The sequence below is a fragment of the Roseomonas sp. F4 genome (assembly GCF_053891155.1).
Genome location: NZ_JBSSHK010000007.1, coordinates 88,765 through 109,282 on the forward strand (window position 1 = coordinate 88,765; position 20,518 = coordinate 109,282).

Annotated in this window: 23 protein-coding genes; 12 read left to right on the forward strand and 11 right to left on the reverse strand. The window is 68.9% G+C overall.

The window, feature by feature from the left end; all coding sequences use genetic code 11:
* Positions 1–3 precede the first annotated feature (3 nt).
* The 4 genes from ACVFYP_RS25985 to ACVFYP_RS26000 are packed head-to-tail and all read right to left on the reverse strand — an operon-like array spanning position 4 to position 4,487.
* Complete coding sequence (locus ACVFYP_RS25985; protein WP_499203087.1) at positions 4–978, reverse strand: C4-dicarboxylate TRAP transporter substrate-binding protein; 975 nt, start codon at positions 976–978, stop codon at positions 4–6.
* Between the two features lie 25 nt (positions 979–1,003).
* Positions 1,004–1,720: a ribonuclease activity regulator RraA gene (locus tag ACVFYP_RS25990; RefSeq protein WP_499203088.1), complete on the reverse strand. Its 717-nt coding sequence runs from the start codon at positions 1,718–1,720 to the stop codon at positions 1,004–1,006.
* 13 nt (positions 1,721–1,733) lie between these two features.
* Entirely contained in the window at positions 1,734–3,476 is a 1,743-nt protein-coding gene (gene araD, locus ACVFYP_RS25995) for an L-arabinonate dehydratase (protein WP_499203089.1), read from the reverse strand.
* Between the two features lie 36 nt (positions 3,477–3,512).
* A complete protein-coding gene (locus tag ACVFYP_RS26000) occupies positions 3,513–4,487 on the reverse strand; it encodes a Bug family tripartite tricarboxylate transporter substrate binding protein (protein ID WP_499203090.1) in 975 nt (324 codons plus the stop codon).
* A gap of 136 nt (positions 4,488–4,623) precedes the next feature.
* On the opposite strand from ACVFYP_RS26000, the gene ACVFYP_RS26005 reads away from it, so the two are divergent.
* Positions 4,624–5,355 carry a GntR family transcriptional regulator gene (locus tag ACVFYP_RS26005; protein WP_499203091.1) on the forward strand — a complete coding sequence of 244 codons (732 nt, stop codon included), beginning with the start codon at positions 4,624–4,626 and terminating at the stop codon, positions 5,353–5,355.
* Between the two features lie 285 nt (positions 5,356–5,640).
* Here the strand turns inward: ACVFYP_RS26005 and ACVFYP_RS26010 are convergent, their stop codons facing one another.
* Positions 5,641–6,549 (reverse strand): LysR family transcriptional regulator, encoded by a 909-nt coding sequence (locus tag ACVFYP_RS26010; protein WP_499203092.1) that lies wholly within the window; start codon positions 6,547–6,549, stop codon positions 5,641–5,643.
* Between the two features lie 181 nt (positions 6,550–6,730).
* Complete coding sequence (gene trxB / locus ACVFYP_RS26015) at positions 6,731–7,702, reverse strand: thioredoxin-disulfide reductase (protein ID WP_499203093.1); 972 nt, start codon at positions 7,700–7,702, stop codon at positions 6,731–6,733.
* Positions 7,703–7,891: 189 nt separating this feature from the next.
* Here trxB and ACVFYP_RS26020 point away from each other — a divergent pair, with 189 nt between their 5' ends.
* The 4 genes from ACVFYP_RS26020 (at position 7,892) to ACVFYP_RS26035 (ending at position 12,857) form a co-directional block, all read left to right on the forward strand.
* The gene (locus ACVFYP_RS26020) at positions 7,892–8,380 is read left to right on the forward strand and encodes an Lrp/AsnC family transcriptional regulator (RefSeq protein WP_499203094.1); all 489 of its coding nucleotides are present in this window, start codon (positions 7,892–7,894) and stop codon (positions 8,378–8,380) included.
* Positions 8,380–9,702 carry a hypothetical protein gene (locus ACVFYP_RS26025; RefSeq protein ID WP_499203095.1) on the forward strand — a complete coding sequence of 441 codons (1,323 nt, stop codon included), beginning with the start codon at positions 8,380–8,382 and terminating at the stop codon, positions 9,700–9,702. The genes ACVFYP_RS26020 and ACVFYP_RS26025 overlap by 1 nt, the downstream gene beginning before the upstream one ends.
* A 108-nt stretch (positions 9,703–9,810) precedes the next feature.
* Positions 9,811–11,928: a TonB-dependent siderophore receptor gene (locus ACVFYP_RS26030; RefSeq protein ID WP_499203096.1), complete on the forward strand. Its 2,118-nt coding sequence runs from the start codon at positions 9,811–9,813 to the stop codon at positions 11,926–11,928.
* Complete coding sequence (locus ACVFYP_RS26035; RefSeq protein WP_499203097.1) at positions 11,928–12,857, forward strand: alpha/beta hydrolase; 930 nt, start codon at positions 11,928–11,930, stop codon at positions 12,855–12,857. Before ACVFYP_RS26030 ends, ACVFYP_RS26035 begins: the two co-directional genes overlap by 1 nt.
* Here ACVFYP_RS26035 and ACVFYP_RS26040 read toward each other — a convergent pair.
* The 4 genes from ACVFYP_RS26040 to ACVFYP_RS26055 are packed head-to-tail and all read right to left on the reverse strand — an operon-like array spanning position 12,852 to position 14,430.
* Entirely contained in the window at positions 12,852–13,214 is a 363-nt protein-coding gene (locus ACVFYP_RS26040; protein WP_499203098.1) for a Rieske (2Fe-2S) protein, read from the reverse strand. The two genes, ACVFYP_RS26035 and ACVFYP_RS26040, sit on opposite strands and share 6 nt — an antisense overlap.
* Positions 13,214–13,699 (reverse strand): GFA family protein, encoded by a 486-nt coding sequence (locus ACVFYP_RS26045; protein WP_499203099.1) that lies wholly within the window; start codon positions 13,697–13,699, stop codon positions 13,214–13,216. Before ACVFYP_RS26045 ends, ACVFYP_RS26040 begins: the two co-directional genes overlap by 1 nt.
* 3 nt (positions 13,700–13,702) lie before the next feature.
* On the reverse strand, positions 13,703–14,140 hold the full coding sequence (locus ACVFYP_RS26050) for an EVE domain-containing protein (RefSeq protein ID WP_499203100.1): 438 nt from the start codon (positions 14,138–14,140) through the stop codon (positions 13,703–13,705).
* Entirely contained in the window at positions 14,140–14,430 is a 291-nt protein-coding gene (locus tag ACVFYP_RS26055) for a YciI family protein (RefSeq protein WP_499203101.1), read from the reverse strand. Before ACVFYP_RS26055 ends, ACVFYP_RS26050 begins: the two co-directional genes overlap by 1 nt.
* 168 nt (positions 14,431–14,598) lie before the next feature.
* Between ACVFYP_RS26055 and ACVFYP_RS26060 the strand changes: the two genes are divergently transcribed.
* The 7 genes from ACVFYP_RS26060 to ccmI are packed head-to-tail and all read left to right on the forward strand — an operon-like array spanning position 14,599 to position 19,812.
* Positions 14,599–15,333 carry a heme ABC transporter permease gene (locus tag ACVFYP_RS26060; RefSeq protein ID WP_499203238.1) on the forward strand — a complete coding sequence of 245 codons (735 nt, stop codon included), beginning with the start codon at positions 14,599–14,601 and terminating at the stop codon, positions 15,331–15,333.
* A gap of 11 nt (positions 15,334–15,344) precedes the next feature.
* The gene (ccmD, locus tag ACVFYP_RS26065) at positions 15,345–15,491 is read left to right on the forward strand and encodes a heme exporter protein CcmD (RefSeq protein ID WP_499203102.1); all 147 of its coding nucleotides are present in this window, start codon (positions 15,345–15,347) and stop codon (positions 15,489–15,491) included.
* Positions 15,488–16,003, forward strand: a complete 516-nt coding sequence (gene ccmE, locus ACVFYP_RS26070; RefSeq protein WP_499203103.1) for a cytochrome c maturation protein CcmE — start codon at positions 15,488–15,490, stop codon at positions 16,001–16,003. Before ccmD ends, ccmE begins: the two co-directional genes overlap by 4 nt.
* The gene (locus ACVFYP_RS26075; RefSeq protein WP_499203104.1) at positions 16,000–17,973 is read left to right on the forward strand and encodes a heme lyase CcmF/NrfE family subunit; all 1,974 of its coding nucleotides are present in this window, start codon (positions 16,000–16,002) and stop codon (positions 17,971–17,973) included. Before ccmE ends, ACVFYP_RS26075 begins: the two co-directional genes overlap by 4 nt.
* Entirely contained in the window at positions 17,970–18,533 is a 564-nt protein-coding gene (locus tag ACVFYP_RS26080; RefSeq protein ID WP_499203105.1) for a DsbE family thiol:disulfide interchange protein, read from the forward strand. The genes ACVFYP_RS26075 and ACVFYP_RS26080 overlap by 4 nt, the downstream gene beginning before the upstream one ends.
* Positions 18,530–19,015 (forward strand): cytochrome c-type biogenesis protein, encoded by a 486-nt coding sequence (locus ACVFYP_RS26085; protein ID WP_499203106.1) that lies wholly within the window; start codon positions 18,530–18,532, stop codon positions 19,013–19,015. The genes ACVFYP_RS26080 and ACVFYP_RS26085 overlap by 4 nt, the downstream gene beginning before the upstream one ends.
* Positions 19,012–19,812, forward strand: a complete 801-nt coding sequence (gene ccmI, locus ACVFYP_RS26090) for a c-type cytochrome biogenesis protein CcmI (RefSeq protein ID WP_499203107.1) — start codon at positions 19,012–19,014, stop codon at positions 19,810–19,812. The genes ACVFYP_RS26085 and ccmI overlap by 4 nt, the downstream gene beginning before the upstream one ends.
* Before the next feature lie 271 nt (positions 19,813–20,083).
* Here ccmI and ACVFYP_RS26095 read toward each other — a convergent pair whose 3' ends face one another.
* Positions 20,084–20,434, reverse strand: a complete 351-nt coding sequence (locus ACVFYP_RS26095; RefSeq protein ID WP_216873967.1) for a DUF6968 family protein — start codon at positions 20,432–20,434, stop codon at positions 20,084–20,086.
* Positions 20,435–20,518 lie beyond the last annotated feature (84 nt).

Consider the following 20,518-nt stretch of genomic DNA (forward strand, 5'->3'; position numbering starts at 1 on the left):
TCCTCAGCCCGCCAGCACGGCTTCAACCTCACGGCGCACCGCCGTGTAGTTCAGCTTGTCATAGACCACCTTCGTCGCCTCCCGGAACGGCGCCAGGTCCGGCGTGGTGACGGTGAGGCCCTGCGCCTTCAGCCGCGTCTCGAAATCCTCCAGCGAGGCGAGCGTGGCCTGGGACCCGGTATCGCCGCCCTTCACTGCCTCCTCGCGCAGGATGGCGCGCAGATCGGCCGGCTGACGGTCGAACCAGATTCGGGACCCGATCAACCCGGTGATCAGATTGATGTGGGAGGTCTTGGTGATGAAGCGCACCACCTCATACAGCCGCGAGCCCCAGAGCGCCGGGTACTGCGCCTCTGCCGCGTCGATCGCGCGCAGCTGCAGGGCGGAATAGACCTCCGTCCAGGGCAGCGGCGTGGGCGTCGCGCCCATGGCGCGGATCGTTTCCAGCCAGACCGGCGCGCCCGGCGTGCGCAGGCGCAGGCCGTTGAGATCCGCGGGAGCGGAGATGGCGCGATTGGTCAGCAGGTGGCGGTCGCCCTGGAACCAGTTGAAGGACAGCACCTGGTGGCCGGAGGCCGTGCGCAGCCGGTCCGCCCAGCGGTCGAACAGCGGCGAGATGGCGAGCTTACGGAGTTCCGGAAACCCGTTGGCGATATAGGGCGCCCCCAGAATGCCGAATTCGCGCACAAAGGGGGCGAGGCGGCCGCCATCGACCACCACGGCCACGCCGGCGCCGGCGCGTGCCTGTTCCAGCACATCCTCATCCGAGCCGAGCTGGGAGGAGGGATAGAGCCGCACCTGCATGCGGCCGCCGCTGCGCGATTCGACGCCCTGCTTGAAGGCCTCCAGGCCCTTGAACAGCGGATCATCCGCCGTCAGCGCCGAGTTCACGTTCAGCGTCGCGGCCTGGGCGAGAGCGGGGCGCGCGAGGAAAGGCGTGGCGAGCGTGGCGGTGAGGGCAAGGCGACGGGTGATCATGGCGGTCTCCTCCTGTTTCTTGTTGTCAGACGCCCCGGTTCTGGCGCCAGGTCGCGAATTCGGTGAGGCTGGCGGGATCGGTCGCCGGGTACAGCCCGACAAGGCTGCGGCCCTCCGCCACCTTGGCCGCGGCGAAATCCTCATAGGCGGTCATCTCGGTCGCTTCCGCCGCGATCTCCTCTGCCAGATGCGCGGGGATGACGATGACGCCATCGGCATCGCCGAGAATCACGTCGCCCGGGAACACCGGCGCATCGCCGCAGGCGATCGGCACATCGATATCGACCGCCTGGTTCAGCGTGAGATTGGTCGGCGCTGAGGGGCGCTGATGGTAGGCGGGGATGCCCAGCGCGGCGATCTCGGCGGAATCGCGAAACCCGCCATCGCTCACCACGCCGGCGACGCCACGCGCCTTCAGCCGGCCCACCAGGATGGCGCCGGCGGAGGCGGCGCGCGCATCCTTGCGGCTGTCGAAAACCAGCACCTTGCCAGCCGGGCAATTCTCCACCGCGCGGCGCTGCGGATGGGTGGGATCGCGGAACACGTCGAGGGTGTTCAGATCCTCCCGCGCCGGGATGTAGCGCACGGTCACCGCCTCCCCGACCATGCTTTCCGTCACCGGATGCAGCGGCAGCACGCCCTGGATCATCTGGCCGCGCAGGCCGCGCTTGAACAGGATGGTGGCGACGGTGGCGGTGCTGACCTTGCGCAGCAGGTCGCGGGTCTTTTCGCTGAGTGCCATGATGGCGTGTCCTTCAGTAGATGACCGGCTCGGGCACGGGGGCGCCGAAATCGGTTCGCAGAAAGTCGAAGTCGCAGCCTTCATTGGCCTGCTGCACATGCTTGGTGAAGGCGTAGCCATAGCCACGCTCGAAGCGTGGCGGCGGCGGGGTCCAGGCGGCGCGACGGCGCGCCAACTCTTCCTCGGAGACACGCATGTTGATGCTGCGCGCGTCCACGTCGACCTCGACGATGTCCCCGGTCTGCAGCAAAGCGAGCGGGCCGCCGACGAAACTCTCGGGCGCCACGTGCAGCACGCAGGCGCCGTAGCTGGTGCCGGACATGCGCGCATCGGACAGGCGCAGCATGTCGCGATGGCCTTCCTTCAGCAGCCGCTTCGGCATCGGCAGCATGCCCCATTCCGGCATGCCCGGCCCGCCCTGCGGCCCGGCGTTGCGCAGCACCAGCACATGGTCCGGCGTGATGTCGAGCGTCTCGTCATCCACCGCCTTCTTCATGCTGGGATAGTCGTCGAAGACCAGCGCCGGGCCGCTGTGCTTCAGGAATTTCTGGTCCATCGCCGCTGGCTTGATGACGCAGCCATCCGGCGCGAGGTTCCCCTTCAGCACCGCCAGCGACCCCTCGCCATAGATCGGATTGTCGAGCGGCCTGATCACGTCGTCATTGTAGACTTTGGCGCCCGCGATGTTCTCGCCGAGCGTGCGGCCGGAAACGGTCAGGCAGTCCAGGTGCAGATGCTCGCGCATCCGCTCCATCAGCCCCAGAATGCCGCCGGCGTAGAAGAAGTCTTCCATCAGATAGGTGCTGCCGGAGGGGCGGACATTGCCGATCACGGGCACCACGCGGCTGGCACGTTCGAAATCATCGAGGCCGACGTCGTGGCCGGCGCGGCGCGCCATGGCGATCAGGTGGATGATCGCATTGGTGGAACAGCCCATCGCCATGGCAACGCTGATGGCATTGAGAAAAGCCTTGTGGGTCTGGATGCGCTTCGGCGTCAGATCCTCCCACACCATCTCCACGATGCGCCGTCCGCTTTCGGAACACAGGCGGATATGCCCCGCATCGGCGGCGAGGATGGAAGACCCGCCCGGGAGCACCATGCCGACCGATTCCGCGATCGCCGTCATGGTGCTCGCCGTGCCCATGGTCATGCAGGTGCCGTGGCTGCGCGCGATGCCGGCCTCGACACCGAGCCAGTCCTGCTGCGTGATCTTCCCTGCGCGCAGCTCGTCCCAGTATTTCCAACTGTCGGAGCCGGAGCCCAAAACCTTGCCGCCCCAGTTGCCGCGCAGCATCGGGCCGGCGGGCACGAAGATCGCGGGAATGTCCATGCTGGTGGCGCCGAGCAGCAGGCCCGGCGTGGTCTTGTCGCAGCCGCCCATCAGGATGGCGCCGTCGATCGGATGGCTGCGCAGCAGTTCCTCCGTCTCCATCGCCAGCATGTTGCGGTAGAGCATGGTGGTGGGCTTCACTAGGCTCTCGGAGAGCGACAGCGCCGGCAGCTCCACCGGGAATCCGCCGGCCATCAGCACGCCGCGCTTCACATCCTCTGCCCGCTGCCGCAGATGCGTGTGGCAGGGGTTCAGGTCGGACCAGGTATTGACGATGGCGATGACCGGCCGGCCCTGCCATTCCTCCGGCGCGTAGCCCATCTGCATGGTGCGGGACCGGTGGCCGAAGGAACGCAGATCGGCCGGCCCGAACCAGCGGGCGCTGCGCAATTCCTCAGGCGTCTTGCGGGGCGTGTCAGTCATCATGGCTCCGGAAAAGCGTCTCGATCGGGAAGGCTGTCAGTCGATCTGGATGCGCGCGCGCTGCGCCACGTCGCGCCAGCGTGTGGTCTCGCTGGCCACGAAATCGCGGAAGGCATCCGGCGTGGTGCCGGATGCGGTGATGCCGAGGTCGCGGAAGCGGTTGGCGACCGAAGGCTGTGCCAACGCCGCGACTGATTCGCGATGCAGCCGCAGGATGATCTCCGCCGGCACCGCGGCGGGTGCGAAGAAGCCGTTCCAGGACAGGCTCTCGAAGCCCGGCACCGTGTCCGCCACCGCCGGCAGGTCCGGCGCGGCGGGGGAGCGTTGCAGCGAGGTGACGCCGAGGATGCGCAGCTTGCCCTCCCGCGCCAGCGGTAGGACGGAGGAGAGGTTGTCGAAGGCCATCGGCAATTCGCCGCTCATCAGGGCGGTGGCGACCCCCGCGCTGCCGCGATAGGGCACGTGCTCCAGCTCCGTCCCCGTCAACTGGCCGAACAGCGCGCCGGCGAGATGCACGGAGGTGCCGACGCCGGAAGTTCCGAAGGCAATGTCGCGCGGCGGCCGGCTGCGCAGCAGCGTCACCAGCTCCTGCACCGTATGGGCGGGGAAATTCGCCGTCACCGCCAGCGCGTTGGGCTGCGCCGAAAGCTGCGTGATCGGCGCGAAATCGCGCAGATTGTCATAGGGCAGGCGCGGATAGATCGCCGGGTTGATGGCGTGGCTGCTGATGGTGCCGAGGCAGATGGTGTGGCCATCCGGCGTGGCACGGGCGCAGGCCTCGGCGCCGATATTGCCGCCGGCGCCTGGCCGGTTCTCGATGACAACGGGCTGGCCGAGCGTCTTCGACATCTCGGCGCCGACCAACCGGGCGACGGTATCGGACGTGCCGGCGGCGAAGGGGACGATGACGCGGATCGGCTGGCTCGGCCAGGCGCGGCCCTGTGCGAAAGCGGGCAGGGCGGTCAGCGAGACGCAGGCGGCCAGGATCAGGCGGCGCGTATGACGATGCATGGGCGTTTCCTTTGTCCTGCGCAGCCTCGCTCAGCACCGGGCTCGCATTCAGACACTGGTATCTGATATGTTAGATTGAGAGGCGTCAATATCGAATCTGGCCGCTGCGGCGACGTCTGGTAAAGGAACGGCTGCGATGAACTCCTTTCTCCCAGATGCCCCGGGCCTGGAGCCCGAACTCGCGGCGCTGTCCCCCGTCGGTCCGCGCCGGACCGCCGCGGATATCGCCTATGAACGGCTGCGCGCGGCGCTGATCTCCCTGGCCCTGCCACCAGGTGCGGTGGTGTCCCGCATCGCCATCGCCCAGCGGCTGGGCATCAGCCAGACCCCGGTGCGGGAGGCGTTGATCCGCCTTCAGGCGGAACATCTGATCGATGTGGTGCCGCAATCCGCCACGCGCGTGTCCCGCATCGATATCGCCCATGCGCGGGAGGCGCAGTTCCTGCGGTTGGCGCTGGAGCTGGAGGTGGTGCGCCGCCTGACCCGCGCGCCCACGCCGGGGCTGGCGGCGGCGCTGTCCGACGAACTCGCGCGCATGGCGAGCCTGGTGCCGGCCGCCGCCGACGCCGCGACCTTCGCCGAGGCCGACGAGGCCTTCCACGCCGTGCTGTTCACCGCCGCCGGTGTGCCAGGCCTGCGGGAGCTGGTGCGCAGCCGCAGCGGCCATTTGGACCGCCTGCGCTGCCTGCATCTGCCGGAGCCGGGCAAGACGACCGCCGTGCTGCGCGAGCATGAGGCGCTGGTCGCCGCGATCCTCGACGGAGATCAGGCAGGGGCCGAGGCGAGGCTGCGCGCCCATCTCTCCGGCACCTTCGCGGAGGCTGATCGCCTGCGCGCAACACATCCGCAGTTCTTCGTCGAGGGATAGCCTCCCGCCGCCCGAGGGTGCGAACCGGCGGGCCAAAAAAAAGGCCGCCAACCCGTTGGGGTAGCGGCCTAAGTCAAACAGGGAGGCTTCACGTCTGGGAGACGAAGGGGTTCGGGAGACCCGAATGACCCTGATCCAGCGTCGCCGCCGGAACACCCCCTACATAGTGTGCGCTGCGGCAAAAGGGTTGGGTGAAAAAGCGCTAGCCGCCATGCGGTGCGCGCATGGAACCCTTAATACAACCCCGCTATTCACAGATCTCAATCGAACGATCGCAATTGGCGATCACCCGGCCTGTTGCAGCCGTGCCGGCCCCGCCAGCTCCGCCACCAGGAAGTCGCGGAATACCGCCACGCGCTTCGAATGGCGCAGCTCCTCCGGATAGACGAAATAGGCTTCGATCCGCGGCGACTTCAGCTCCGGCAGAACCTGCACCAGCCCATCCAGCTCCTCCCCCATGTAATCGGGCAGGGCGGCGAGGCCGAGGCCGCTGCGCACGGCGGCCAGGATGCCGGGCAGGCTGTTCATCTCCAGCACCGCGCGGCGGGTGGAGCCGGGGCGTCGCCCGGCCTCCTGCAGCCAGTTCACGCTTTCCACCGGCGGGCGGTAATCGCCGTAGACGATCATGCGATGCGCATCGAGGTCCTCGGCCCGCATCGGCATGCCGGCGGTCTTCAGGTAGTCGGGCGCCCCGCAGACGCGCCAGCCGAAATTGCCCAGATTGCGCTGGATCAGGTCCGGCTGCCGCGGCGGATGCAGGCGGATGGCCACATCGGCCTCCCGCATCGCCAGGTCCAGGTCGGCATCGTCGAGCACGATGGTCAGCGTCACATCCGGATGCATCTGCATGAAGCGGCGCAGACGAGGGGCGAGCCAGATGCTGCCGAAGCCGGTGGTGGTGGTGACCTTCAGCCGGCCGGTCGGCCGTTCCCGGCTTTCGGTGAGCAGCGCCTCCGTCATCGCCAGCTTGGCGAAAACCTCCCGCACCGCGCGGTTCAGGGTCTCGCCCTGTTCGGTCAGGATCAGGCCGCGAGCGTGACGGTGGAACAGGGGGACCTGCAACGCCTCCTCCAGCGCCTGGATCTGGCGGGAGACGGCGGATTGGGAGAGGTTCAGCGTCTCCCCGGCATGGGTGAAGGAACCCGCCTCGGCGACGGCGTGGAAAACGCGCAGCTTGTCCCAATCCAACGGCATGCCTGCGCCCGATTCCCTGTGTCAGTTCCCGGCGCCCTCTCGCGGGGCCGATTCGTCCAGCAAGCTGCCATGCCAAGACTAAGTTTGAGTAGCATGCCGATGACAGCTCGGGCGTTTTTTTCCCAGGCTTACGTCCTCAAGGCGCAAAAATGCCTGTGACGCTCCGTCCAGCCCCGGCGGATCAGGCCGCCTCGACCTCCACGGCCGGCAGATGCGCCAGGAACTTCTCCGCCTCCAGCGCCGCCATGCAGCCGGTACCGGCGGCGGTGACGGCCTGGCGGTAGATCTTGTCCTGCACGTCGCCGGCGGCGAAGACGCCCGGGATGGTGGTCTGGGTGGTGCCGGGGGTGGTGCGGATATAGCCCTCCTCATCCATGCCAAGCTGGCCCTTGAACAGCGCCGTTGCCGGGTCGTGCCCGATCGCCACGAACAGGCCGTGCACCGGCAGGTCCCGCATCTCGCCGGTCTTCAGGTTGCGCAGCGCCAGCGCGCGGGCGACCGCCACGCGGCCGCTGTCATCGGCCAGCACGCGGTCCACCGCCGTGTCCCAGATGACGGAGACATTCGGCCGCTCGAACAGCCGCTGCTGCAGAATCTTCTCCGACCGCAGGCTGTCGCGGCGATGGATCAGCGTGACGTGGCGGGCGAGGTTGGACAGGTACAGCGCCTCCTCCGTCGCGGAATTGCCGCCGCCGACCACGGCCACATCCTTGCCGCGATAGAAGAAGCCGTCGCAGGTGGCGCAGGCGGAGACGCCGAAGCCGGACAGCTCCTTCTCCCCCGGAATGCCCAGCCAGCGGGCCTGTGCGCCGGTGGCGATGACCATCGCCTCCGCCTCATAGACCCGGCCCGAATCGCCGGTGCAGCGGAAGGGACGGCGGCTGAGATCGACGGCGGTGATGACATCCTGCACCACCTCCGCCCCCACATGGGTGGCCTGGGCCTGCATCTGCTCCATCAGCCAGGGGCCCTGGATCGGCTCGGCGAAGCCCGGGAAATTCTCGACCTCGGTGGTGATGGTCAACTGGCCGCCCGGCTGCAACCCGGCCACCACCAGCGGCCGCAGCCCGGCGCGGGCAGCATAGATGGCGGCGGTGTAGCCGGCGGGGCCGGCACCGAGGATCAGCAGGCGGGTGGCGATTGTCTGGGACACGGGATTGATCCGGCTGGAGGCAAAGCGTTGCGCTGCATATCGGCTGTGCCGGCCAAATGCTCAAGCCGCAGGCAGTTCGCCGGGGCGAACACGGCGGATATGGGTGTCTTTTGATGGAGTGCGTCTTGTGGAACGGCGATGTCGAAAGGATATTGCGTCGCGAACCCCAGCCGGGACATGACAGCCTGTATGACCGAGGACCTTTCACCCGATATCGACGAGGTGGACCGCCAGATCCTGGCGGAGCTGCAAGCCGATGGCCGGATGACCAATGTCGAGCTGGCCCGCCGCGTCGGCCTCTCCGCCCCGCCCTGCCTGCGCCGCGTGCGCCGGCTGGAGGAGCAGGGCGTGATCCGCGGCTACCATGCCGACCTGGACCCGCAGGTGCTGGGCTGGGAGATCACCTTCTTCGCCCTGGTCGGGCTGGAGACGCAGAAGCAGTCGGTGTTGCAGGCCTTCGAGCAGATGGTCTGCGAATGGCCGGAAGTGCGCGAATGCCACATGATCCGCGGCGGCGGCGACTTCATGCTGCGGCTGGTGGCGCGCGACACGGCGCATGAGAACGCCCTGACCGGGCGGCTGACCGGCGCGCCCCATGTGCTGCGGGTGCAGACCTTGCAGACCATCCACACCACCAAGGACGTCTCGGGCGTGCCGGTGGAGGGTACGCCTGCGTGATGCGGGCTGGCCGGGCCGCCCTGGTCGCGGCCATCGCCCTGTTCCTCGTCGGGCCTGGCCTTGCCGCCGAACCGCCCGCGCCCGCGGAATGCCCGCCCGGCCTGGCGGAGAGCACCACCTGCCTGCGCGGCCGTGACGCGAACGGTGCCTGGCTGCTGATTGCCCGGCCGGCCGCGTGGAATGGTGGCCTCGTCACCCACATCTTCGGCGGCCCGCGCATGGCCCCGCCGGCGCGCGACACCACCGACGAAGACCTGCTCCGCTACACCGAATTCCTCGACCAGGGCTGGGCCTGGGTCTCCACCAGCCGTCGCCGCGAAGGTTTTGGCATCCGCCGCGCCGGGGAGGATACGCTGGAGGCCCGCCGCATCGCCGAACAGGTGCTGGGGCCGATCCGCTTCAGCCTGCTGCACGGCCAGTCCTGGGGCGCCGCGGTCGCTGCCAAGGCGATCGAGACCCTGAACGAGCCCGGCCCGGACGGCACGCGCCCCTGGCAGGCCGCGCTGCTGACCTCCGGCGTGCTCGCCGGACCCAGCCGCGCCTATGACATGCGGGTCGACCTGCGCGCCGCCTACCAGGCCATCTGCGGCACACACCCCCGCGCCGATGAGCCGCAATACCCCGTCACCCTCGGTCTGGCCCAAGGTGCCGCGATGACGCGGGAGGAGCTGATGGACCGCTACCTGGCCTGCACCGGCGCCGACCGCGCGGCGGAGGACCGCAGCCCGGCCCAGCGCCGCGCCCTGGCCGACCTCACCGCCGCCAGCCGCATCCCCGAATGGGCCATCCCCGGCCACCTGGCCTGGGCCACCACCCTTTTCGCCAATATCGCCTGGCAGATGACGGACGGGCGCAGCGCCTTCGGCAATGCCCATGTCCGCTACAGCGGCACTTCCGACGATGCCGGTCTCAACGCCCGCATCCCCCGCATCACTCCGGACCCCGGCGCCCTCGCGCGTCTGGCCGCCGATGGCGATCCGACGGGCCAGATCGCCATCCCGGTCCTGACCCTGCACGGTATCGAGGACAGCACCGCCTTCGTCGAACACCAGGCCGCCTATCGCGCCACGCTGGAACAAGCAGGCACCGACCACCTGCTGTTGCAGGTCTTCACCGAGGAAATGGAGCATTCCAAGCTCTCCGGCCCGATCTACGCCGCGAGCGCCGCCGCCCTGCGCCAATGGGCCGAAACCCGTCGCCGCCCCAATCCGAGCGACATCCGCGGCCGCTGCGACAGCCTGGCCAGCCGCGCCACCGGCGTGTGCCGCATCCTGCCCGACTACCAGCCCCAGCCCTGGACCAGCCGCGTCAATCCACGCTGAAAGGGTGGGGCAGCGTTCCATTGCCGATGGACATCATGTCAGGCTTCTGTGTTGATAGTGAGAGGCATTCGCAATAAACCTCCAGCCAAATTCGCGCTGGAACCCAGAATGCCTCACCCCTTCCGCCCTCGTCCGCCACGCTACGCCGCGACCCTGGCCCTGATGTTCGCCTTGCCGGGGGCCGCCCTGGCCCAGAGCGTGCCGGCGGCTGAAGAAGGTCCTGCCCAGCCCAGCGCCACCCTGCCGCGCATCGGCGTCTCCGCCCCCGGCGACCGGCCGCTCGGCGCCACCTCCAGCACCGCGGCCACCAAGACCGACACGCGGATCATCGAAAGCCCGCAATCCGTCTCCGTCGTCACCCGCGACCTGATCGAGGCGACCGGCGCGCAGAGCCTGCCGGAGGCGGTGCGCTACAATGCCGGCATCACCACCGGCGTCTTCGGCTTCGACCCGCGCTTCGACCAGATCTACATCCGCGGCTTCGCGGCGACCACGCTGGGCGACTACCGCGACGGGATGCGGCAGAGTTTCAGCCCCGGGCTGATCGGCTTCCGCACGGAACCCTATGGGCTGGACCGGCTGGTGATCCTGCGCGGCCCCTCCTCCGTGCTCTACGGCCAGGCGCCGGCCGGTGGGCTGATCGATCGCGTAAGCCGCATGCCCTCCGCCACACCTTCGAATGAGGTGGCGGTCTCGGTCGGCAATCATTCGCGCTACCAGACGGAATTCGACAGCACCGGTCCGATCGCCGGCGATCCGCGCTTCCAGTACCGGGTGACCGGCGTTGTGCGGGACAGCGATTCGGAAATCCCGCGTGGCCGCGACGACCGCTTCTACCTGGCCCCGGCCCTGACCTGGCGGCCGACCGAGAACACCAGCCTGACCATCCTCTCCTCCATCCTGGATGACCGCGGCGTGGCGAGCGCCGGCTACTACACGCGGCCCGATGGCACGCCGACCAATATCCGCACCGACGACCCGAATTTCGCCCGCTTCGACCAGCGCCAGTACCAGATCGGCTATCGCCTGGACCACCGGGTGTCGGAGGCGCTGTCGCTGCGGCAGAACCTGCGCTACGGCCAGGCGACGCTGACCTCCGCCTATCTCTACGGCACCGGCACCAGCGCCGATGGCCTCACCGTCTCCCGCGCCAGCGCCTTCCTTGAGGAGAGCCTGGAGAATGTCACCGTCGACAATCAGGCGGAGCTGCGCTTCGCCACCGGGCCGCTGCGCCACACGCTGCTGGCGGGGCTCGACTATCAGTACACCACCTCCGACTTCAACATCGGCTATGGCGCCGCGCCGTCGCTGAACCTCGCCAACCCGGTCTATGGCATCTTCGTGCCGCGCGCCGCCTTCTCCACCCGCAGCACACAGACCCAGCACCAGATCGGCGTTTATGCGCAGGACCAGATCCGGTTCGGCGAACGCTGGGTGCTGACCATGGGCGCGCGGCAGGACTGGACGGAGACGGAATCCGAAAACCGCGTGACCGGCACGGCCACCACCCAGACGCCGAACGCCTTCACCGGGCGCATGGGGCTGGTGCATCTGTTTCCCAATGGCATCGCGCCTTACGTGAACTATGCCGAGAGCTTCCTGCCGACGCTCGGTGTGGACCGGCTGGGCACGCCCTTCGTGCCGACCGAGGCGACGCAGATCGAGGCCGGGTTGCGCTACCAGCCACCGGGCACGGAGCACATGTTCACCGCCTCCGGCTTCGAGATCACCGTGCAGAACGGCACGACGACGGACCCGGTGAACCGCAACTTCTCCGTCCAGACCGGCGAGCAACGCTCCCGCGGCGTGGAGCTGGAGGCGCAGTTCGCGGTGAACAACCAGCTGCGCGTACTGGCCTCCGCCACCTGGCAGGATGTGGAGGTGACGAAGAGCAATGGTGCCGACCTCGGCAAGCGGCCGGTCGGCATCCCGGAAGTCCTGGCAACGCTCTGGGCCGATTACCGCATGCCGGAGGGGCCGCTTTCTGGCGTCAGTTTCGGCGGCGGCATTCGCTACAACGGACCGAGCTACCGGGACACGGCCAATACCGCGGAGAATAGCGACTATGTCATGCTCGATGCGGCGGTGCGCTACGATATCGGCCGGTGGCGCCTGTCGCTGAACGGCACCAATCTGACGGATCGCGAGGCCTATAACTGCCAGCCGGGCATCTGCTACCACGTCGCCGGGCGCACGGTGCTGGCGCGGCTGGGCTATCGCTTCTGATGCTCACACGACGCGTGGGTTTCGGGCTGCTCGGCGCCCTGGCAGCGCTGGCCCTGGCGCGGGCGCAGGCGGAGCAGCCGATGGTTCTGCCCGGCACCGTGCAGTTCGACCTGGCGCCGCGCGCCGGCGGCCCGCCTTGGCGCATCTTCCTGCACCGCCCCGCCGGCCCGGCGCCGGAGGCCGGCTGGCCGGTGCTGTATCTGCTGGACGCCAATGCAGTGATGGGCATCGCAGTCGATGCGCTGCGGGTGCAGGCCGGCTATCCGGCCGGCACCGGGATAGCCAATGCCGTGCTGGTCGGCATCGGCTATCCGACCGAGGCGCCCTATGACAGCGTCCGCCGGTCCTGGGATTATTCCCCGCCCCCCGGCCGCAGCTTCCCGCCGCATACGCCCGGCGGGCCGGAGGTGCGCACCGGCGGGGCCGACCTGTTCCTGGAATTCATCGAGGCGGAGCTGAAGCCCGCCATCGCCGCCCGCGCCCCGATCGACCCGGCGCGGCAGGCGATCTTCGGCCATTCCTTCGGAGGGCTGTTCGTGCTGCACGCCCTGTTCACGCGGCCCCAGGCCTTCGCCGCCTGGATCGCCATCAGCCCCACGATCTACTGGGAGGATGCGGCGCTGCTCGCCACCGAACGACGCTTTGCCGCCCTGCCGGCCGCCGAGCGCGGCAACCCGCGGCTATATATGGCGGTGGGCGAATACGAGACGCGCCTCGCCCCCTTCCAGCAATCCCGTCCCGATGCCGAGGCGCGGCAGGCACGGCTCGATCGGGGCCGGCACATGGCTTACGCGCGGGAGATGGCGGCGCGGCTCGCCGCCCTGCCGATGGAGGCGCGGGCCGAGGAACTGCCGGAGGAGACGCATATGTCCGTGCTGCCGCTGGCCATCAACCGCGCTTTGCGTTTCGCGCTGGGGCCGCGCCTATAGCCCCGCCTCGGCCGGCACGATCACCCGCCCCGCGGCATCGACCCGCGCCGGCACTGCCTCCAGGCTCTCGCCATAGCAGGGGCCGGAGGTGCATTCGCCATCCTCGATCCGGAACCGCGCGCCATGGGCCGCGCAGATGATGGCGCTGCGCTTGGCGTCCAGGAAGCGGTGCGGCGCCGGGTCCAGCGGCAGGCCGACATGCGGGCAGGAATTCACATAGACAAAGATTTTTGGGCCCCGCCGCACCGCGAACAGCCCGGTAAAGGCGCCGGCCACCGGGCCGAATCCGCGGCTTTCGCCGTCCGGGATGTCCTCCAGAAAGCACAGCACCCGTTCATCGGCCGCCACGTCGCTCATTACTTTTCCAGCCCCAGCCGCGCATGCCAGTCGGCGATGCTTTCCTTCGGATAGTCCTTGTGGCGCCGGTCACCCTTGGCGAAGCAGGGCTCCACCCAATTCGCCTTGGAGCCGAGCAGCAGGTGGGTGTGTTCCGGCGGCACCGGCAGTTTGGTGTCGATGGCTGAGGCGAAGGGGTGCACCAGCTCCGGCCAGCGCGGGTCGAACAGCCACAGCGCGCTGCCGCATTCGCCGCAGAAATGCCGCTGGCCAGGGCTTTTGCGGGCGCGCTGGCCCGGTTCGCGCAGCCGGGCCTGGTAGACCTTCAGGTGCTTGGCACCCCGCACCTTCAGCGTCGCCGCATCGCCGGACAGGTTGATGGCGAAGCCGCCACCCCCCTGGGTCTTGCGGCAGATGGAGCAGTAGCAGCGCTGATAGGGGTAGGGATGCGCGCTTTCCAGGCGGAAGCGGACCTTTTGGCAGTGGCAGGAACCTTCCAGCCGCATCCCCTACTTCCCCTTCCAGCCGCCGAGCTTGCACAGCTTCTTCCAGTGCTCGGCCGAGACCGGCATGACCGAAAGCCGCGACATCCGCACCAGGGCCAGTTCGGCAAAACCCGGATCGGCCTTGATCTCGGCCAGCGTCACCGGCTTCGGCATCGGCCCCAGCGCCTTCATGTCGACGCAGACCCAGCTGCCCTTGGTGCCGGGTTCCACGCTGGGATCGGGATAGGCCTCCTTCGCCACCTCCACCACACCGACAATCTCCTTGCCGATGTTGGAGTGGTAGAAGAAGGCCAGGTCGCCCTTCTTCATGGCGGCGAGGTTCGCCTTGGCCATGTGGTTGCGCACCCCGGTCCAAGGCTCGATGCCGTTCGCCACCTGCTGGTCCCAGGAAAAGGCGTCCGGCTCCGACTTCACCAGCCAGTACTGGCGGGAAGCGGCCATCACACCATCGCCCCGTCCTTGAAGACCATGCGGAAGGGACGGATCGTCACCGTCTCGAACAGGCCGGCCTTGGCATAGGGGTCGCCGGCGGCCAGGGCCTCGGCTTCCGCCTGGTCGGCGGCTTCCACCACCAGCAGGCTGCCGCAGGGCTTGCCCTCGGCGTCCAGCACCGGGCCGACCACCACGAAGCCGGCCATCTTGGACTTCAGGTATTCCAGATGCGTCGGCCGGGTGGCCAGGCGCAGTTCCAGGGAATTCGGCTTGTCGGTGCAGCTGATGGCGAACAGCATGAAGTCTCTCCCGGCCAGGATCGGCAGAAAGGACGTAACGCCCTCCGGCTCCGGCTTCAATCCGGCGCGAAGCCGCCCTAGTGTAGGGATGTGGACGCCAGAACCCTGACACCGCCCGCCAAGCCGGGCCCGCAGACCGCCCAGTCCGGCGCTTCCGGTGCGCGGTCCCTGCATCGCTTCGCCAATCCCGGGCGCTTCCTGCGGATGACCGGGCGGCTCATGCCCTGGCTCTGGGCGGCCGCGCTGGGCGTCACGGCCTGGGGCACCATCTGGGCGCTGGGCTTCGCGCCGGCGGATTGGCAGCAAGGCGAAACGGTCCGGATCATGTTCGTCCATGTGCCGATGGCCTGGCTGGCCATGGGCGGTTATCTCGGCCTGGGCATCCTGTCCCTGATGTCGCTGATCTGGCGGCACCCGCTGGCGGATCTGGCGGCGCGGGAGCTGTCGCCGGTCGGCGCCGCGGTCACCGCGCTCTGCCTCGCCACCGGCAGCCTCTGGGGCAAGCCGATGTGGGGCACCTGGTGGGTCTGGGATGCGCGGCTGACCAGCGTGCTTGTGCTGTTCTTCCTCTGGCTCGGCCATGCCGCGCTGGTGCGCGCCTTCGACGAGGCGGAACGCGGCGCCCGGGCTGGCGCCATCCTGGCCCTGGTCGGGCTGGTGAACCTGCCGATCGTGAAATTCTCCGTCGACTGGTGGAACACGCTGCACCAGCCGGCCAGCGTCACCCGGCTGGATGCGCCGGGCATGCATGTCTCCATGCTGTATCCGTTGCTGGTCTGCGCCATCGGCTTTTCGCTGATCTTCGGCGCGGTGGTGCTGGCGCGGACGCGGGCCGCGGTGATGGAACGCCGCATCCGGGCGCTGGAAACGGCCCGTGCCCGCCGCGCCGATGTGCCAGCCTAGGGGCTTGATCCATGACAATGCACTGGGCCCATATCGCGCTATCCTGGGGCGGCACCCTGGTGGTTTTCGCCGTGCTCGCCATCTCGGCGGTGCTGCGGCAACGCCAGGCGGTGGCGAAGCTGAAGCGCCTCGATCCCCGGGGTGAGAGAGAGACATGACCCGCAAGCGCCGGCGCCTCTGGATTCTGCTGCTCTGCGCCATCGGGGTGGGCAGCGCCACCGCGCTGACCCTGACGGCCTTCCAGGACAATATCGTCTTCTTCCGCTCCCCCTCCGACATCATGGCGGAACGGCCGACGCCCGAGCGCAGCTTTCGGCTCGGCGGGCTGGTCGAGGCGGGCAGCGTGGTGCGGGAGGAAGGGCGAACCGGGGAGCGGCCGACCGTGCGCTTCCGGGTGACCGATGGCGCCCATGCCATTCCGGTGACCTATCAGGGTGTGCTGCCGGACCTGTTCCGGGAAGGGCAGGGCGTGGTCACCGCCGGGCGCTACGGGCTGGACGGCCAGTTCCGCGCGACAGAGGTGCTGGCCCGGCATGACGAGACCTATATGCCGCCCGAGGTCGCGGATGCGCTGAAGCGCGCCGGCCATTGGCAGCCCGAACAGGGCACGCCACCGCCGGCCGCCACCTGGAACACCTTGTCCCCCGGCCGGGTGGATCGCGGCTCATGATCGCGGAACTTGGTCATTTCGCCCTGGCGCTGGCCCTTGTGCTGGCGTTGGCCCAAGCGATCCTGCCGCTGCTGGGGGCGGAGATGCGCAATGGCCGGATGATGGCCGTCGGCGCGCCGCTGGCGCTGGGCCAGTGCCTGGCCATCGCGGCGGCCTTTGGCTGCCTGATGTATTCCTACGCCATCAACGACACGACCGTGGCGAATGTCGTGCAGAACAGCCATTCGGCCAAGCCGATGCTGTACAAGATCACCGGCACATGGGGGAATCACGAGGGCTCCCTGCTGCTCTGGATCATGATTTTGGGTTTTTGTGGCGCCGCGGTTTCGGCCTTCGGGCGGGAATTGCCGACCGCTTTGCGGGCGCGGGTGCTGGGCGTGCTGGGGCTGATCTCGGTGGGCTTCCTCGCCTTCACGATCCGGACGTCGAACCCGTTTGAGAGAATCTGGCCGCCGGCGCCGGATGGGCAGGGGCTGAACCCGATCCTGCAGGATATCGGGCTGGCGATGCATCCGCCGCTGCTCTACCTCGGCTATGTCGGCTATGCTGTCACCTTCGCCTTCGCCATCGCCGCCCTGATCGAGGGCCGGGTGGACGCCGCCTGGGGCCGCTGGGTGCGGCCCTGGTCGCTGGCGGCCTGGTCCTTCCTGACGCTCGGCATCGCGCTGGGGTCCTGGTGGGCCTATTACGAGCTGGGCTGGGGCGGCTACTGGTTCTGGGACCCGGTCGAGAACGCCTCGCTTCTGCCCTGGCTGATCGGCACCGCGCTGCTGCATTCCGCCATCGTGGTGGAGAAGCGGGAGGCGCTGAAGACCTGGACCATCCTGCTGGCCATCATCGCCTTCGGCATGTCCCTGCTCGGCACCTTCCTGGTGCGCTCGGGCGTGCTGAATTCCGTGCACTCCTTCGCCAATGACCCGGAGCGCGGGCTGTTCATCCTCGGCCTGCTGATGTTCTACCTCGCCGGCGCCTTCCTGCTGTTCGCCTTCCGGGCGCGGGCGATGATCCCCACGGGGGTCTTCGCGCCGGTGTCGCGCGAAGGCGCGATCGTGCTGAACAACCTGCTGGTCTGTTCGATCACGGCGGTGGTCTTCGTCGGCACGCTTTGGCCGCTGTTCGCGGATGCGCTGTTCGGCAGCAAGGTCTCGGTGGGACCGCCCTTCTTCAATTCCGCCAGCTTCCCGCTGGTAGTGCCGCTGCTGCTGGCCATGGCGGCGGGGCCGCTGATGCCCTGGAAGCGGGCGCAGTTTTTTCCCGTTGTGATGAAGCTGTGGTGGTGCGCGGTGATCGCCTTCGCGGCCTTCTTCCTGGTGTTGCTGCTGTCGGGCCAGCGCGTGCTGCCGGCGGTGGGCTTCGCCTTCGCCGCCTGGGTCATCGGGGCGGCCTTCGCCGATATCGCCGACCGCACCGCCCTGTTCCGCACCAACCCTCGCAATGCCTGGAACCGTGCCAAGGGCCTGCCGCGCGCGGCCTGGGGGGCTGCCATCGCCCATGCCGGCATCGGCATCACCGCCGCCGGCATTGCCGGGATGGGCCTGGCGCAGGAACGCCTCGCCTCCATGGCACCGGGCGAATCGGTGACGCTGGCCGGCTATGAATGGCGTCTGGATGCCATCCGCGACGAGGTCGGGCCGAACTGGACCGCCCGCCGCGCCCAGATCACCCTGCTGCGCGACGGGGCGGAGGTGCGGGTGATGCGCCCGGCCCGGCGCTACTTCCCCGTCGCCCGCATGAACACGACGGAGGTCGCGATCCATACCAATCTGATTGCCGACCTCTATGCGGTGGTGGGGGAGGAGGAGGCCGCGACCGGCCGCGCCGTGATCCGCCTGCACTACAATTTCCTGGCTCCCTGGATCTGGCTCGGTGCCGCCGTCATGGCGCTGGGTGGCGGCTTGTCGCTCGCCGATCGCCGGGTCCGCGTTTCCGCCCCCAACCGTGCGGCCGCGCGCGCGGCGGCGCCGGCATGACGCCGCTCGCCCGCCGGCTGCTGCTGACCACCCCCTTCATCGCCGCGGCGCTGGGGGGCGTGGGCTTCTATACGGCGCTGCAGCGCCAGCGCACGGGCGCCTACAACCCGCGCGGCGTGCCCTCCGCCCTCATTGGCCAGCGGCCGCCGGATTTTGCCTTGCCCGAGCTGCCGGAGAGCGGCGTGGCCAGCTTCGGTGCCGCCGATCTGCGCGGGCTTGGCCGGCCGGTGCTGGTGAATTTCTGGGCGAGCTGGTGCGTGCCCTGCATCATCGAGCATCCGCAGCTGATGAAGCTGTCCCGCGAGGGCGTGCCGGTGTTCGGCATCGCCTATAAGGACAAGGCGCCCGACAGCCTCCAGTTCATCCGCCGTCACGGCAATCCTTTCCACCGCCTGGCCCAGGATGTGCCGGGCCGCGTCGCGATCGACTGGGGCGTCTATGGGGTGCCGGAGAGCTACCTGCTCGACGCTCAGGGCGTGATCCGCTGGCGCTATGCCGGCCCGATCACCGATGAGGTGTTGGAACAGGACCTGCGCATCCTGCTGCGCCGCCACGCATGACGTTGTCCCGCTTCGCCTGTCTGCTGCTGCTGTTGGCGCCCTTCTCGGCCTTCGCGCTGTCGAACCCCGCCGACATGCTGCCTGATCCGGCGCAGGAGGCGCGGGCTCGGGCGCTGGGCTACGAAATCCGCTGCATGGTCTGCCAGAATCAGTCGATCGAGGACAGCGAGGTCGGCCTGGCCCGCGACCTTCGTCTGCTGGTGCGGGAACGCATCACCGCCGGCGACAGCGACGCCGAGGTGAAGTCCTTCCTGCATGCCCGCTACGGCGATTTCGTGCTGCTGCGGCCGCCCTTCGCCTGGAACACGCTGATCCTCTGGGCGACGCCGCTGGTGGCGCTGCTGGCGGGCTTCGGGCTGATCCTGCTGGCCCGCCGCGGCAGCACCGCGCCACCACTCGCCGCGCCGCTGAGCGCGGAGGAACAGCGACGCCTCGCCGCGATCGAGGCGGGGATCGAGAACAGGGACGGAACCAAGGCGTGATCTGGCTTCTGCTCGGCGGGCTGGCGGTGCTGGCCCTGGCGCCGCTCGCCTATGCGCTGATCCGCCCCGCCCGGCTGCGCGGTCGCGCCGAGGCGGACCTTGCCTTGTACCAGTCCCAGCTCGCGGAACTGGCGCGGGAGGCGGAGTCGGGTCGCCTCGACCCGGCGCAGTATCACGCCGCGAAGCTGGAGGTGCAGCGCCGCATTCTGGCGGCGCCGGGCGCCGCCGATGCCTCCGATATCCGGCCCGGCCGCACCCCCGCACTGCTCGCCGCGCTGATCTTCCTGCTGCCGGCCGCGGCGCTGGGCCTCTATCTGGTGCGCGGCACGCCCGACATGCCGGCGGTGCCCTTCGTCGAGCGCCAGCGCATGGCGGAGGCCGAGGACCGGATGCTGGAGACGCTGCGCAGCCGCGTCGCCGCCCTCGACCCGGCCAGCGATGTCGGCCGGCAGGGCCGTATCCTGCTCGGCAATGCCGAACGATCCCGCGGCCGGCTGGCCGAGGCCGCCGCCGCCTATCGCACCGCGCTGGAGGCCCGCTTCGACAGCGAGCTGGCCGGCGACCTGGCGGAGCTGGAGATCGAGCGCGGCGAGACGGATGCCGCTGCCGCGCTGATCGCCCGCGCCCTCGGTTCATCGCCGCAGGAGCCGCGCCTGCGCTTTCTGTCCGGCCTCGCCGAGGCCCGGGCCGGACGCGCCGAGAATGCCCGCCGCATCTGGCAGGCCTTGCTGGCCGAGGCGCCGCCGGAAGCGCCCTGGCGCCGCGTGGTCGAAAGCCAGTTGCAGACGCTGCCCTGACTCGATGGCGATCAGCGCGGGCACGCTCGACCCGCGCGGGTAATTCCGTCTTGCTGATGAACTGCGCTTCCGCCGCGCCCAGCAGCTGATGGCCGATGGGCACGCGGATGCCCGACGCCTTGTTCAGGCGAGCAGAACTGGGAAGCTTCGCGGAGACATGGGCGGGATCGGAAAATCAGCTGGCGGTGCGAGACGAGCCGGAAATCGACGGTCTCTGCAAACCTATCGGCCCGCTGTCGGATGCCGGGGCGACCCGACAGACGGCGATGGATCACTTCGGCCCGCTGACCTCTCCTTCGGAGCGTATCGGTGGCGAGGGCAGCCCGAAATCCTTGAAGTCCCCAAACCAGGACAACCTGCCCTGCGCGTTCTCTGCACAAATCTCCACGTCAACGGAAATGCAGTAGATCGCGTTCACCAGCGCCTGCATGGCATCCTCACCGCCAAATCGCCCCCTGCGGTTTGTCAGCGGTCCGACAATTTCATAGGCGCAGAACCAGGATCTACCCTCTGGCGCAAGCTTCGGGCGGCCAATCCTGACGTGGAACTGTGGCTTGCCATCTACCTCCATGACCCTGGAGGCGATGATTTCCGTGAGATCGTCCGCTGGAATGCCAACCATCTTGAGCTACTCCCGATTACGAGCGGTGGGATGTAGGCACCGCGACCACATTGCGCATAACGTTCCATGGCGCTGGCCCAGCAA